This is a genomic window from Pedobacter sp. P26 (assembly GCF_050632135.1).
Taxonomy (GTDB): Bacteria; Bacteroidota; Bacteroidia; order Sphingobacteriales; family Sphingobacteriaceae; genus Pedobacter.
Genome location: NZ_CP192574.1, coordinates 5843909 through 5859733, shown reverse-complemented (window position 1 = coordinate 5859733; position 15825 = coordinate 5843909). Strand labels below are relative to the sequence as shown.

Sequence of the window (15825 nt, the reverse complement as noted above, 5' to 3'; positions counted from 1 at the left end):
TTAAACCATAGAAAACCAACATTGAAAACCTTCCCCTTTTACAAGCAAGCCGATCAAATGGACTGTGGGCCTACCTGCCTGCGTATGGTAGCCAAATACTATGGGAAAAATTTCAGTTTACAAAGGTTAAGGGAAATTTCGGGTATTAATAAGGAGGGGGTTTCGTTGTTAGGCATTAGCGAAGCTGCGGAGAAAATTGGCTTTAGGACGACTGGTAGTAAGCTTACATTAATCCAATTATCAGCTGCTGAATTTCCCTTAATTATACACTGGAACCAAAACCACTTCGTAATTCTGTATAGAATAAAAGGTAATAGTTTTTACGTTGCCGATCCAGCCAAAGGCTTGATCAAATATAGTTATGAGGAGTTTACAAGAGGTTGGTTAAGTACAAATAGTAATGGTAAAAGCCAAGGAATTGTATTAATACTTTCACCAACCCCTGATTTATATACACTGGAAGGAGATAAAGGCTTGGGTTTAAATTGGGGCTATTTACTGCGCTACTTATACCAGTACAAACAATTAATAGCACAGTTATTTGTGGGGCTAGCTGTTGGTAGCTTGCTTCAGTTAATTGTTCCTTTCCTTACCCAATCGATTGTAGATATTGGGATCAACACCCGAAACTTAAATTTTATCTACATTATTCTTATAGCACAAACAATGTTATTTTTGGGTAGGATGAGTGTAGATTTTATTCGCTCATGGATTTTGTTGCACATTAGTACGCGCATAAGTATTTCTATTCTGACCGATTTTTTGATTAAGCTGATGAAACTTCCCATGAGTTTTTTCGATAGTAAGATGACTGGTGATATTATGCAACGCATGAGCGATCAGGGTAGGATACAAAGTTTTTTAACTGGTTCTACGTTAAGTATCGTTTTCTCATTGTTTAACCTCTTGGTATTTGCAGGAGTGCTTGCATACTACAACCTAAATATTTTTCTTATTTTTTTATTAAGTAGCGTACTTTATTCACTTTGGGTAATTGCTTTCCTCAAAAAAAGGCGAGATCTTGATTTTAAGACATTTGAATTATCTTCTAAAAATCAAACTGCCATCGTGCAACTTATAGGTGGAATGCAGGAAATTAAATTGAATAATTGTGAACAACAAAAGCGATGGGAGTGGGAGCATGTACAAGCGGGTTTATTTAGGTTTGGCGTAAAAAGTTTATCATTAGGACAAATACAGCAAACCGGTGCTTTTTTTATTAATGAAGGTAAAAATATCCTCATTACATTTTTGGTTGCAAAATCGGTGATAGATGGCGACTTAACCTTAGGGGGATGATGGCTGTTCAATATATAGTAGGCCAAGTAAATAGTCCAATAGAGCAGCTGTTGGGTTTTATCCAATCACTACAAGACGCCAAAATAAGTTTAGAGCGTTTAAACGAGATACACCAACTAAATGATGAAGAGCCCATTGATAAAATATTTTTGAAAGATTTACCAGTAAATAAAAGTATCTCTATCCAAAATTTAAGTTTTACTTATCCAGGTGCAGGTAATGAACCCGTTTTAAAGGGAATAGATCTAGCAATTCCAGAAGGAAAAACCACGGCTATTGTAGGTATGAGTGGGAGTGGTAAAACCACCATTTTAAAATTATTGCTGCGGTTTTATGTGCCGCAAAAAGGAGAAATAAAAGTAGGGCAAACCCATATAGATCAGATTGGGTATCGGTATTGGCGCGGACAATGCGGTATTGTAATGCAAGATGGTTTTATATTTTCGGATAGCATTGTTAAAAATATTGCAGTTGGAGATGAATATCCTGATACTACAAAATTACAACATGCTATTAAAATAGCCAATATAGGCGATTTAATCGAAAGTCTGCCTTTAGGTTTACATACTAAAATCGGTGCTGAAGGAAATGGAATTAGCCAGGGGCAGAAGCAGCGAATATTAATTGCCAGGGCAGTTTATAAAAATCCTGAATATATCTTTTTTGATGAAGCGACCAACGCGCTTGATGCCAATAATGAAAAGGTTATTATGGAAAATTTGAAAGATTTTTTTAAAGGAAGGACGGTTGTAGTGGTCGCCCACAGACTCAGTACGGTTAAAAACGCCGATAATATTGTGGTACTTGATAAAGGGATTATTGTTGAGCAGGGGAGTCATGCAGAACTTACAAAAAGTAAGGGAGAATATTATAACTTGGTTAAAAATCAGCTGGAATTAGGAAGCTAGTTAATATATTGATAAAACATGCCACTTGAACAGGAAACGATATATCAAAATAGCGAAGAAGTGAACGAAATTATTACTGCTGTTCCTGCATGGATTCTACGCTGGGGTATTACATTGGTTTTTACTATACTGGCAGGTATCATTCTACTTTCAGCACTAATAGATTACCCTGATGTGGTAAAAACAACCTTAAAGGTAAATTCATTAAATGCTCCGAAAGCTGTTCTGGCTAAACAAAGTGGGAAATTAACAGCACTTCTGGTAGAGGATGGACAAATGGTTACCACGAATCAATCTTTAGCTTATTTCGAAAGTACGGCGAATCCCGAAAATGTACTACAACTAAACAAGCAGCTTAAGGATTTTCAGGCCAGTATTTTAAAGGATTTTAACCAAGTTCTGACACTCCCTGCCAACTTAAGTTTAGGGGAACTTCAAAGTAGTTATCAAAGTTTTTATCAGCAGTACCTTCAGTATCAATCTACCCAACAAAATGGTTATTATGTAAATAAGCTGGCTTTTTTAACACGTGATTTAAAGGATATTACTGCTTTGAAAAATCAAATTCTTAAGCAGGAAGAAGTTCAGAAACTCGAATATGCTAATCAAGAGCAAGAGTACAGAGCCTATCAAAAATTGTTCAAAAATAAGGTAATTTCGAGAAGTGAATTTAATCAACAAGAAAACAAATTTTTGTCAGCTAAATATCCACTTCAACAAACCGAAACAGCCATATTAAATAACGCTAGTAGCTATGCCGCAAAAGAAAAGGAGCTATTAGATATTAAACATACCATTTCTGAAGAGCAAGCCAAATTTGTGCAAGCTTTAAATCAATGTATTACGGAAAGTGATAATTGGATTTTACAACATGTATTACTAGCTCCGTTAGCAGGTAAGCTCAGCTTTGCAGGCATTGTGCAACAGAATCAAAATGTCACTACTGGTCAGGAAATTTTTATTGTAAATCCCGGTAATGCTAGTTTTTTGGAGAGATTCAGATACCGCAATACAACATGGGTAAAATACGCGAGGGAGAACTTGCTTTGGTAAAGTTAAGGAGCTTTCCTTTTGAACAATATGGGATGATTAGAGGCCGACTTTCTTATATCTCCGATGTTGCTTACCGAGACAGCGTTTTTATAGCTAAAGTTAGTTTTGAAACTTTCGAAAATAAAGACCCTAATCTGAAAATAGTGCTAAAAAACGGTATGCAGGCTGATGTAGAGATTGTTACGGAAGAGAGTTCTTTACTACAACGCTTCTTTAGAAATATAACTAAAATGTTAAATACTGGGAATTAATTGAAAAAAGATACTCTGATCTTATTGTGCATCACGTAGTTTTGCAGATAAAATTTTTCCTGTGTCAGATTCAAATTCCGTAATCGTTAAACAAGACCCATTCGCTGCCTTGCGGTATAAAGAATTTCGTTCTTACATCGGGCTGAGATTTTTTTACTTTTGCTTATCAAATGCAAGCTATTGTACTTGGTATCTATATTTATCATTTAACCAAGGATCCTCTTGCATTAGGATTAATTGGACTTTGCGAAGCCATTCCAGCGATAGCAATTGCACTCTATGGTGGATATATTGCAGATAAAAGTGAAAAAAGAGCACTATTGCTTAAAATATTCTCAACTGTATTTTTATGCTCGGTAACTATGCTGGTCGTAACAAGCATTTACATGAAGCCTTATCTATCTAACGATTGGATTGTAAAAATTCTATATGGTATGGTCTTTTGTATTGGTCTTGCAAGAGGTTTTTTCGGCCCCGCAAACTTCTCCTTACAGGCTTCTATTGTGCCGAAAGAGATATATCCAAATGCAAGTACATGGAGTAGTTCAAGCTGGCAATTGGCGTCAATATTAGGTCCTGCAGCAGGAGGTTTAATTTATGGTTTTCTTGGAATTACCGTAACCTATGTTGTGATTATTTCATTTATATTCATTTCATTAATCTGCATCTTTTTTCTAAAAGTGCATCCGCCTAAATTCCTTCCTAAAATGAGTATTGGGCAAAGCTTAACAGAGGGGATACAATTTGTATTTAAAACAAAAATGATGGTTTGGGCGATGAGCCTGGACCTGTTTTCGGTGTTTTTCGGGGGGCTGTAGCCCTTCTGCCTGTTTTTGCCAATGATATTTTAAAAGTGGGAGCAGAGGGATTAGGCTTTATGCGTGCTGCGGCCTCAACAGGCTCCGTAATTACCATGTTGGCAATGACACGTTTTTCGCCAATGGGCAAGCCCTGGCGAAACCTGCTTATAGCGGTTACCGGATTTGGTTTAAGTATTATTTGCTACGGGCTATCTAAGAGTTTCTATTTAACGCTGTTTTTCTTGTTTCTGGAAGGATCATTCGACAGCGTGAGTGTGATCATCCGTCAAACCATCATGCAATTGCTTACGCCTGATGAGATGCGTGGAAGGGTATCGGCTGTAAATAGCATGTTTATAGGTTCGTCAAATGAAATTGGCGCTTTTGAATCTGGTTTGACCGCTAAATTAATGCGAACTATTCCAGCAGTCGTTTTTGGTGGAAGTATGACCATTGGGATCGCATTTATTACCTGGTTAAAAACAAGGCCGTTAACCAGGCTGAGTTTGCAGGATATTAATGAACAAACGAGTAAAGTTGTTTAGTTGCTGCCTAAAAACATTTCGAAGGATTTTCATGCTAAATAAATTCAGGATGAGGATTCCCTTGTAGAGTTGTCAACTTTAATAGCCAGTTTGCCAGAAAGTTGACAACTCTGAAATTCATGTTTAATTACCGATAAGCTCTATTTTTGCCAATAATTTGGGCATGCCCCAAGCTGCGCAAGGGGCGGGCTATCCGTTGCAATCTTTTTTGAAGAAAGATCAAAAAAGGATTTCCACTGCTATCCCTAATGCAAAACCCATAACCGTAAAAAAGTCAGTTATACATTTACCTAAAAGAGTTGTCAACTTTAATAGCCAGTTTGCCAGAAAGTTGACAACTCTGAAATTCATGTTTAATTACCGATAAGTTCTATTTTTTTGCAAATAATTAGGGCATGTACCAAACTGCGCCAGTGCAACGTCATTAAGTTAAGCTACTGAGGTTGTCAGTCTGAGCGTAGTCGAAGACTTCTTGAAATTAATAAATTGCAAATAAATGCCCTTCGACTACGCTCAGGGTAACATCTTTTTGCAATTTCTCCCTTAATTCCTCATGCAAAATTCACAGCAGTTAAAAAAGTCAGTTATACATTTACCTAAAAGAGTTGTAAACTTCAATAACCAGTTTGCCAGAAAGTTGACAACTCTGAAATTGTCAGTCTGACATAGTCGAAGACTTCTTGAGATTGATAAATTGCAAATAAATGCCCTTCGACTACGCTCAGGGTGATATCTTTTTGCGATTTCCCCCTTAATCCCTCATGCAAAATTCACAGCAGAAAAAAAACTCAGTTATACATTTGCCCTGGCCACCTAAACCCGATGGCACGGATGCCGGTAAAGCATATTGTTTTTATCAATGGTATCGGCAGGAGGAACAGCGGGATAGAACCAAACCGAAGAACTGCTGGAATTGCTTTCCAAAAAACCGTGAGTTGTCAACTTTAAATAAGCAGTTTGCCAGAAAGTTGACAACTCTATAATTTAACAATTTATTGTGCCTTTGTTTCTTGGTGGCGAAAATTAAAACTTCTTATTCTTGCCCCACATGAGGTAAATAATCGAACCCAGAAAGGGAGCCAGCAAGATAATGATGAACCACAATACCTTTACGCTGAAGCTCATTGAGCTATTTCTGGAGATATGATAAATGGCTATTAAGATTAAAGCCAGCCATAAGATGGCTGGTATAATCACGAACAGGGCCACCTGGTTGCTGTTGATTTCTACTAATGACATTTAAATAGATTTTAATTACTTAAGCTTCAACAACTCTTTCGCCAATTTGTTGGCGCCACATGGCCTGATATAAGCCATTTTGTGCAATTAGTTCTTCATGTTTTCCTTGCTCAATAATGTGGCCTTTCTCTAAAACATAAATTTTATCGGCATGTTTTATCGTTGATAAACGGTGCGCAATCAAAATGGTAATGTGATCGGTTAAATCTGAAACCGAACGAATGGTTTTGGTAATCTCTTCTTCCGTAATCGAATCGAGCGAAGAAGTTGCCTCATCAAAAACCAAAATATCTGGCTGACGGAGCAGCGCTCTGGCGATTGATAAACGTTGCTTTTCTCCTCCCGAAACCTTTACGCCACCTTCACCAATCAGCGAATCCAGACCTTTATCAGCCCTTGCCAATAAAGTTTGACAAGCAGCCTGGTTTAATACCTTATAACATTCCTCATCTGTAGCTTTAGGGTTTACAAATAACAGGTTTTCTCTTATCGTTCCCGAAAACAGCTGTGTATCTTGTGTAACAAAACCGATTTTTTCGCGCAAGGCATCTAAATCAATTGCGTTGCTGGAAATGCCATTGTATAAAATCTCACCCTCTTTTGCCGGATATAAGCCCACTAATAGTTTTACTAAAGTTGTTTTTCCAGAACCTGAAGGACCAACAAAGGCAATCGTTTGCCCATTATGGGTTTTGAAAGAAATGTTTTCCAGGGCATTACGGTTGGCAGTTTGATGTTTAAAGCCAACTTTGTTAAAGGTTAAATCTTTAATTTTTTGAATGGAAATCGGGTTTTCAGGTTTCTTATCAATTGGTGTACTCAGTATCTTTTTAAAGTTTCCTAAAGAAACTTCCGCTTCACGCCAGGCTAAAATTACATTTCCGAGTTCCTGCAATGGCCCGAAAAGGAAAAAGGAATAAAAAAGGAAAGTTAAATACTGCCCCGCGGTGATGGAATTATCAAAAATAAGCAATAGCAAAACCAAAATCATGGTACTCCGGACCAGGTTGACCGTGGTGCCCTGAACAAAACTCATACTCCGAACATACTTTACTTTTTTGAGTTCGAGACCTAAAATTTTATAGGTGGTCTTGTTTAATCTTTCAATTTCCTGATTGGCCAGCCCCAGACTTTTTTACCAGTTCAATGTTTCTTAATGATTCTGTGGTAGAGCCAGCCAAAGCGGTTGTTTCACCAACAATAGAACGTTGAATGGTTTTAATTTTGCGACTTAAAAACCAACTGACAAAGCTGATAATTGGAATGGCTGTAAAATAAACCAGAGTAACCTTATAACTTATAGAAACAGAATAAACGATTACGAAGATCATCCCGATTAAGCTTACAAATAAGATGCTGATAAATGCGGTGATGAATTTTTCTGAGTCTAAGCGTACCTTCTGTAAAATTCCGAGTGTTTCACCACTTCGCTGATCTTCAAAAACCTGGTAAGGTAGTTTCAAAGAATGCTGTAAGCCATCGGCATACATTTTGGCACCTACTTTTTGTACGATTACACTCGTAAAGTAATCCTGAAAATTCTTAGCTATTCGTGAAACCATGGCTGCACCAATGGCCAAACCAATTAAACCCAATGAGCCCCAAAGATACTGGGCATAGGTTAATTTGTCTTTTTGATTGATGAAACGGTCTAAAATTCTTCCGGTAATATATGGATCTAAAAGTGAAAAGCCAATATTGAAACCTGCAAGCAATAACGCCAGAACCACAATCCACTTGTGGTTTTTCAGGTAGTCTAATAATAATCCCATTAAAGTTTTGTTGTTTTAATTACAAACATAAAAAAAGGGAACGGATAAAAATCCATTCCCTTTTTTTATGACTTTAAGCTAAGATACTTAGCTGAAATTTGTTTAAAATCCATAACGCAAACCGATTTGTGCCTGCCAAGGATTACCAGATGGTGTTACTAAACCGCTATTATTGATCCGGTAATTGAATTGACGCTTAGTCGTGTCGTAGTTGGGTACTGCAGGAGTTATTTCATTACCTGCAGCGTCTTTTACAGCTGGAATTCCCAAACCGTAAATAGCCTGTGTGCCCAAGGTTTCTGAAGTACCCCAGGTTTTCTTAAATAAGTTGGCTACGTTAAACAAATCGCCGGAAATTTCAACACTTTGTTTTTTACCAGGTCCGAATTTAATCTGGTAAGCCAATCTTAAATCAATCGTACCGTAAAAGCCATTAATACCACCATTACGTTCTGCAAATGTACCTTCGTATTTTAGGATATAATCTTTTAAACTTTGGCTTGCAAGTGGATTATCCAATAATGCCTGTAAACCATTGCGAACATTTGCAGGTGTACTTGGGTTATTTCTGTCGAAAATGAAAGCCAGATCGTTTGTCGCTACGAAATCGCCGTTGGTATTGCTGCCCGAAAGCAAGCTATATCTGGTGCCGCCAATAGCTGAATAGCGCACACCTGCTTTAATGCCATGGAATGATGGTAATGTACCATAAATAATTACCTTATTACGGAACTGACCATTAGAATAAGTCATTTTGCTTAAATTCCTTGGGTCATCAACTACTGGCAAAGATAAAGTTGCAGAATTGGCTACGTTACCGTTGTACGAGGTATTGTCTTTGGCATCATTCCAGGTATAACTTGCAGTAATTTCTCCATCCTTAAAGTATTTCCAGGTACCATCAACAACAATGGCAAACTGGTTTACCTTGCCTTTGCTGTTTAATTCTAATACTCTACCAAAGGTGTTGGTTGTTAATCGGCCTGTTTTCCAATCAGCGGCTCCATTTGATGGAATTGAAGGCACAAATACACCCCTATTCCCCTCATTTGCTAAAGTAAAGTATGGATTGGCCGCCATGTTTCTGTCTACATACATGTAGTTATTGCGGGCCAATGTGGCATAACCGGTAATGCCGATACGTATTTTGTCATTAATTAATTTGTTGTACGATAAGTTGGCTTTATAAACCACTGGTAATTTTGCATCATCAGCATAAGTGTTTATAGTTGCTACTTGTGAACCCGGTAGTGCAGGTGCTGTAGCAGTACCGTTTCTATAGCCTGCAAAATCTGGTGTTGGGATACCAGAAGTTATATCAACTGTTCCAAAATGTTTTCCATCAAAAGTAAGGTTGTTAATGGTTACGTAGTTGTTTACGTCTGATCCGAAAATACCTGCTCCTAAACGAACGTAATCAGTATGTTTTTCGTTAATATCCCAGTCCAACTGGATACGTGGCTGAATTAAAAACTGTTTTAATTCATGATCTGTTCTCACACCAATCGCATCATATAACTGTTGGTTAAGTGGCGATGTTGGGTATTTGCTATAATCTAAACGCAAACCTCCCGTAAAATCTAAACCTTTACCTAGTTTGGTTTGCATTTGGCCATAAATGGCTGAGTTCAATAATTTACCGGTCACAGTAGGATCAGCTACCAATGGCACTTCCCTATAGTAACGGTTAGGGATTAAATTATTAAAATTTTGTACTGAACTTTGTACGTTTCCAGCTGCTGTAGTACCAGAGTTAGTAAATTCAAACCTTCCGTTTACCTCACTGCCATACAATGATTTTGCATGGGTGTACATGATATCGATACCAAAGGTGTATTTAATTTTATCAGTATTATAATAAATATTATCAACCAACTGAAAAACGTTATTGGTAAAACCTTCTTGTCCGAAACGGTGACCGCCGATCTGGATGGCAGTAGTCACATTACTGCCGTTTGATAAAGTAGAAGGAACATTATTTACAACTGCTCTTGGTATGGCATAGGCTAGTTCATCATTTTGAGTACTGGCCTGATAGGTATATAAATGCTGTACTTTTAATTCGTTAGTTACTTTACTGCTTATGGTAGAACGCAAAGTAGCTAACAAGCTATTGTCAACATTTTTATCATTTCCGTAGCTTTCGTAAAAATTTATAGCCGTATTATCTGCAAGTCCAAGTGGGTTTCTATCGTTGGTATAGTTATCACGTACAGTTAATAAGTTCTTCTCATCAATCTGCCAATCTAAACGTAAAAAGCCTGCATCCGTTCCTCTTTTTTTATCAAAAGAACCAAATTGAGGAGTATTGGCTACACCATATTTGTTTCTGGCAACCGCTAAAAAGTTATTTAATGTAGCATTGGTCACATTAAAACGGGCCTCATCTGCTGAAGAGTTGATATCGGCAATAATTAAAGGTCGCGAATCTCTCTGATGATCCCAGGCAGCAAAATAATGTAATTTATCCTTAATAATTGGTCCGCCTAGACTAAATCCGTACTGGTACGTAGAGAAATCGTTTACTCTTTTATTCCCTCTAATGTCGTAGGTGCTTGCTAAAAAATCAGCTCTGTTATATGCGAATGCACTACCTGTAACCTGGTTTGTACCTGATTTGGTTACGGCGCTGATTGTACCGCCACCGGCACGGCCTAAACTTACATCATATTGATTGGTAACTACTTTAAATTCCCGAACACTTTCGATAGAGATGGAATATGGTGCACCGCTACGGCTTGTTGTACTTCCTGCTGAAGTAGGATTTTTTGCCGTCATACCATCAATAGTAAAGTTGGTAGAAGAGCCCAGCTGGCCCGAAATACCACTTGCTCCCGATAGTGGGGATAAATCTGTTAAGCTTGAGAAATTACGGCCGTTTACTGGCAATAAGTTCATCGTTTTTGATGAAATCTCGGTAGATGCACCAAACTGTTGCACTTTGTTTCTTAACGAAGATCCGTTAACCTCTACACCATCGAGGTTTTGAGCAGTTTCCTGCATGTTAATGGCCACCCTTACGGCATCGCCCTGGTTTAACATGTAGCCTGTTCTGTTTTGTTCGGCGTAACCGATGTAAATGGCTTTAACCGTGTAAGGTCCACCCAAAGGAAGCTCTTTAAAGGTATACTCGCCCTGGGAATTGGTTGATGTTCTGGTGGTAAAACCAGTAGAATTGTTTTTAATTTGAATGGAGACGCCAGGAATAGGTTTCTTTTGTTCATCCGTTACGATTCCGGAAATTGATGCCTGTGTGGTTTGTGCCATTACCGAATTAGTGGAATAGCATAAAAACAGCATCACTGCAATTAGTAAATTTTTAATCATGATCAGTTTTTTGATTTGTTATCTGACCGCAAAGGTGTTATTGTAGTGTTAAGCTGATGATGATTTTATATTATGAAATGGTTTATAAATTATTCAATTTCTGAATTGATGTTAAATTAAAGATTTCTGATTTATTAATCTTTCGGTTGGTGAGATACAAATAAAAAACGGCCAATAAATCAATATTGGCCGTTTCTGTAACGATGTTAACTTACTTCTTTTCAGCTATATATTTATCACTGAACTTCTTATCCAATTGTTTGTGTAGATTATCGAGATTGATATCACGACCTTGAATAAATGCCTGCTCCACTTTATTCGTGCGCATATCCAATGCATCGCCAGTGGAGATAAAGAAAGTAGCATCTTTGCCAATCTCAATACTACCGGTGGTTTTATCAATGCCCATGGCTTTAGCTGCATTTAAGGTAATGGTTGATAAAGCTTTTTCTTTGTCTAAACCCCAGGCTGTAACCGTACCCGCCATAAAAGGCAGGTTGCGCTGTTGCCAGTAACCATCAATACTCAATACTACGTTTAAGCCCGCGTTGGCCAGTATTGCAGCATTTTTGTAAGGCATGTTTACATCATCATCATTGTTGTTCGGCAAAGCATGTGGTTGTTTCACCACCAAAGTAATGTTGTTGTCTTTCAGGAAATCGATGATCAGGTAAGCTTCATCTGCACCCGTAATTACAGGCGTAATGCCGAATTTTTTGGCAAAATTAACTGCTGCAACAATATCTTTCTGGCTTTCGGCTGCGATAAATAATTTCTCGTTACCAACAAATACTTTTTTCATCGCCTCGAAACGGGTATTAATTACTTCTGGTTTGCCCATTTCGGAGTAGGCTTTTGCTTCTGAAAAAAACGACGTTAACTGCGCAATGGCGGCCTGTGTTCTTTCTGCTATGATTTCTGGCGACAGTTGCGGACGTCCGAAGCCTCCAAAGCCGCCTCTAAAACGAGGTGTAACCGGCCAGGTAACATGCATGGCATCGTCCGTTTTAAGGGCTGCATCTTCCCAGTTCCAGGCATCAAGCTGAACCACTGATGAACTGCCCGAAACCGTTCCGCCCTGTGGCGTTGGCTGTGCCATTAACACACCATTACTACGCAAGGTGGCCGGAACCTTCGAATCGGTATTATATGCAACGATAGATCGGATGTGCGAATTAAAATCGCCTATTTCCTGGAAATCCAGGGTTGCTTTTACCGCTTCAATTTCTGTTAAACCCAAATTGGTGGTGGCTGCAATAAAGCCAGGATAAATGTGTTTGCCTGTAGCCACAATACGCATTACATCATCTTGTGGTACCTGCCCGTTGGCCGTAACCGAAATAATTTTTCCGTTCCCAAAAAGGATGGTTCCGTTTTCAATCACCGTTCCATTGCCAACATGTATGGTTGCACCGGTAATGGCGATGGTTTTACTTTGTTTTTTAGCTGGCGAAATGTTTGCCTGTGCAAAACACATCAGGCTTGTTGCCGATAAAGCCAGGCTGAGTAGATATCTGTTAGTGTGCATGTTCTTTCTCGGTTAATTCTGCTGAATAGTTTTCTAAAGTTTCGCAATTGTACAGGCGTGGTGCATCGCCCAAGGGGCGTTGGGTACGGCCACCTTTACTTTTGCTCTCTAACATCTTTTGGATCAGACGCGCTTTTTCTGCCTGTTGTGTTTTAATTACCTGCATATCTTTATCAAGATCCCAGTAAGCAATGCCATCCACAAAGGTTTTTTCAGCCCTGGCATAAATAGAAAGCGGGTTGGCTGTCCAGATTACCACATCGGCATCTTTACCTGCTTTTAAGCTACCCACTTTGTCATCAATATGCAGCATCCTTGCCGGATTAAGCGTTACGAATTTTAGGGCATCTTCTTCAGGAACATTACCATATAAAACTGATTTGCCTGCTTCCTGGTTTAAGTGACGGGCCATTTCTGCATCATCAGAATTGAAAGCAGTGGTTACACCAACATTGTGCATAATTTTTCCGTTGTAAGGAATAGCCTCGGCCACTTCGTTTTTATAAGCCCACCAATCCGAGAAGGTAGAGCCTGCAATACCATGCGCTTTCATTTTATCGGCCACTTTGTACCCTTCTAAAATGTGCGTAAAGGTGTTGATTTTGAAGCCTAAACTATCGGCCACATGAATTAACATGTTAATTTCACTTTGCACATAAGAGTGGCAGGTAATGAAACGTTTGTTGTTTAAAATTTCTACAATGGCATCCAGTTCAAGGTCTTTACGTACACTGTTTCCTTTTACCGATATTGCTTTTTCATATTCTTTTGCTCGGGTAAATTCATCCACAAAAGTTTGCTCAACACCCATACGCGTAACCGGGAAACGGGCACCGGTACCAAAATTACTCTGTTTAACATTTTCGCCAAGCGCAAATTTGATAAAACCATCGGCACCTGCAAATTTCAGTTCCTCAGGCGATTTACCCCAACGTAATTTAATCAATTGCGATTGGCCACCAATCGGGTTTGCCGAACCGTGTAAAATATGAGAAGTGGTTACCCCGCCAGCCAACTGACGGTAAATGTTTACGTCTTCTGAATTGATGATGTCGGCAACACGTACTTCGGCAGAAACCGATTGTGCACCTTCATTGATTCCTCCGGAGCCGGCAATGTGCGAGTGCTCGTCGATAATGCCCGCAGTAACATGTTTCCCTGTAGCATCGATTACTTTTGCGCCGCTGGCCGAAAGGTTTTTACCAATCGCTTTAATTTTTCCATTTTCTAAAAGTACATCCGCATTTTGAAGGATGCCATCTTTTTCATTCGTCCAAACGGTACCGTTTTTAATCAGCACGGTTTCCTGTTTAGGCAATTCAGTATTTCCAAAAGCAGAGAAAGGATAAATTACAGGTCCCATGGCCAAAGTAGCCTTAGGCTCCTCTTTTTAGGTGTTTCTTTCGCTGCTTCTTTATAAGTTGCGGTAAATTTACCTGTAGTGCCATCTGCCAATGCCGATTCGCCTTTAATCGTAACCGGATTCGCAGAAGTAATGTAACCGCTTAAACGGATATCGCCTTTAGGATTTTTCTTTAAGTTAAAATTGATGCTTACCCAATCGCCATTTCTGGTAAAAGTGGCCGTAGTTTTTACGCTATCTACACCAACTCTTTCGATTACTGCGGTAGATCCGCCACCAGTGCCTGTAATTTTTAACGTTAAAGCGCCAACGCCATCAATATTTAAATTGTAAGCGCCGCGTACATCGCTTACATCCATTTTGTTTACCACAAAACGCTTGCCCTGTACCCAGTTTTCGAAAATGATGTTTCCGTTTTTGAACAGGTTATCAGATGAGATCAAAAAGTTAGCAACTTTTCCTTTTTCCAGGGAACCAACTTTATCGCTGATGCCCAAAAGTGAGGCAGGGATTTCAGTAACCGATTGTAAGGCTTGTTTTTCAGTTAAGCCATTTTCTATCGCTGTGCGAATGTTCGCCCAAAAATCGCGACTGTTTTCTAAGCCAAATGCTGTTAAGGCAAATTTAATTCCCGCTTTTTCCAATGCCGCAGGATTGGTTGGCGCCAGTTCCCAGCCTTTCATTTGTGATAAGGTTATATTTCTGGCTTCTGCCGGATCTTCCACATCGTAAGCTTTAGGGAAAGTTAACGGAATGATTAAACTTGCTCCGGTAGATTTAACTTCATTAATGCGCTGGTATTCATCGCCAGCAGATTTAATGATGTATTTCTTGCCAAATTCTTTTCCGATTTTATCGGCACGCAGGATATTCTGCCAGCCATCCACTTCAAAAATCTGCGGTATAGTTTGTTGCTTCCCAAATTCATCCAGCGAGATATTATATTCATCTTTTTGTTTGCCATACCATTGTGCATCGTAATAGGTTTGACGCAATAAAGCAATGGAACCCATTAACGAAGTAGGGTAATCGTTTGATGAACTTCCTTTGTTAAATGAATAGTTTGCTGTGGTCTGGTCTTTTAAAAATACACTGTTATCGGTACCTTCATTTAAGGTTACCGCTGCAGAAACACCACGTGCAATGCCATCGCGGTTAATCACATTTACACTCCCGAAACCAACTTTACGCAATTCATCCGCTTTTTTACTGTCAGTTGAGAAGATGCTTTTTACGTAAGTTTCAGGTCTGATGGCTTCATTCCATCCATAAGCACCTTTTTTGGTAGAAACAAAAATAGATTGGCGCTGACCACCGAAACCGCGTTGTTGCACAGGGGCTTCGTTAAGTCCGTAGCTGCTAAAGGCATCAACCAGCGATGGATAAATAAATTTTCCTTTTAAATCGATCACCACATAACCTTTAGGCACGGCTAAGCCAGCTCCAATAGCCTGAATAGTTTGTCCTTTAATTAAAAGGGTAGCATTGGTTAAGGTTTGGTTGGCATTTACCACTATCGTTGCATTGGTGAAGGCAAACATCCCAGGTCTGGTATCAAAAGAGCCGTTAACAGGGAAGGAGGTTTGCTGTGCAAACAGAAAGGTAGCAGAAAATACCAGCCCAAGGGCAAGTAAAATTTTCTTCATAATAAGTTTAGGTTTAATTTGTTTAAAACTAATATAAATAAGCGTTCAATCTGTTGAATATCCTATTTTTTACAATTAATGACTATTTTTGACT

Annotated in this window: 11 protein-coding genes and 1 pseudogene; 6 read left to right on the top strand and 6 right to left on the bottom strand. The window is 38.9% G+C overall.

Annotated features, from left to right (window positions below):
• The first annotated feature begins 84 nt into the window (after window positions 1-84).
• From ACQ86H_RS27270 to ACQ86H_RS27245, 6 genes are all read left to right on the top strand, one after another.
• A complete protein-coding gene (locus ACQ86H_RS27270) occupies window positions 85-1299 on the top strand; it encodes an ABC transporter transmembrane domain-containing protein (RefSeq protein WP_431293122.1) in 1215 nt (404 codons plus the stop codon).
• Window positions 1296-2207 (top strand): peptidase domain-containing ABC transporter, encoded by a 912-nt coding sequence (locus tag ACQ86H_RS27265; protein WP_431293121.1) that lies wholly within the window; start codon window positions 1296-1298, stop codon window positions 2205-2207. The genes ACQ86H_RS27270 and ACQ86H_RS27265 overlap by 4 nt, the downstream gene beginning before the upstream one ends.
• A gap of 174 nt (window positions 2208-2381) precedes the next feature.
• Window positions 2382-3260 (top strand): biotin/lipoyl-binding protein, encoded by an 879-nt coding sequence (locus tag ACQ86H_RS27260; protein ID WP_431293120.1) that lies wholly within the window; start codon window positions 2382-2384, stop codon window positions 3258-3260.
• Window positions 3224-3511 (top strand): hypothetical protein, encoded by a 288-nt coding sequence (locus ACQ86H_RS27255; protein WP_431293119.1) that lies wholly within the window; start codon window positions 3224-3226, stop codon window positions 3509-3511. Before ACQ86H_RS27260 ends, ACQ86H_RS27255 begins: the two co-directional genes overlap by 37 nt.
• A gap of 170 nt (window positions 3512-3681) precedes the next feature.
• A complete protein-coding gene (locus tag ACQ86H_RS27250; RefSeq protein ID WP_431293118.1) occupies window positions 3682-4329 on the top strand; it encodes an MFS transporter in 648 nt (215 codons plus the stop codon).
• Complete coding sequence (locus ACQ86H_RS27245) at window positions 4281-4856, top strand: MFS transporter (protein WP_431293117.1); 576 nt, start codon at window positions 4281-4283, stop codon at window positions 4854-4856. Before ACQ86H_RS27250 ends, ACQ86H_RS27245 begins: the two co-directional genes overlap by 49 nt.
• Before the next feature lie 1023 nt (window positions 4857-5879).
• Here the strand turns inward: ACQ86H_RS27245 and ACQ86H_RS27240 are convergent.
• From ACQ86H_RS27240 to ACQ86H_RS27215, 6 genes and pseudogenes are all read right to left on the bottom strand, one after another.
• Window positions 5880-6095: a PLDc N-terminal domain-containing protein gene (locus ACQ86H_RS27240; protein ID WP_138819546.1), complete on the bottom strand. Its 216-nt coding sequence runs from the start codon at window positions 6093-6095 to the stop codon at window positions 5880-5882.
• Window positions 6096-6114: 19 nt separating this feature from the next.
• Window positions 6115-7867: pseudogene (locus ACQ86H_RS27235) on the bottom strand (ABC transporter ATP-binding protein).
• A gap of 102 nt (window positions 7868-7969) precedes the next feature.
• Entirely contained in the window at window positions 7970-11194 is a 3225-nt protein-coding gene (locus tag ACQ86H_RS27230; RefSeq protein ID WP_431293116.1) for a carboxypeptidase regulatory-like domain-containing protein, read from the bottom strand.
• Window positions 11195-11405: 211 nt separating this feature from the next.
• Window positions 11406-12722 (bottom strand): amidohydrolase family protein, encoded by a 1317-nt coding sequence (locus ACQ86H_RS27225; protein ID WP_431293115.1) that lies wholly within the window; start codon window positions 12720-12722, stop codon window positions 11406-11408.
• Complete coding sequence (locus ACQ86H_RS27220) at window positions 12712-14085, bottom strand: amidohydrolase family protein (RefSeq protein WP_431293114.1); 1374 nt, start codon at window positions 14083-14085, stop codon at window positions 12712-12714. Before ACQ86H_RS27220 ends, ACQ86H_RS27225 begins: the two co-directional genes overlap by 11 nt.
• Window positions 14073-15731, bottom strand: coding sequence for an amidohydrolase family protein (locus ACQ86H_RS27215; RefSeq protein ID WP_431293113.1), 1659 nt, complete (start codon window positions 15729-15731; stop codon window positions 14073-14075). Before ACQ86H_RS27215 ends, ACQ86H_RS27220 begins: the two co-directional genes overlap by 13 nt.
• Window positions 15732-15825: the final 94 nt, after the last annotated feature.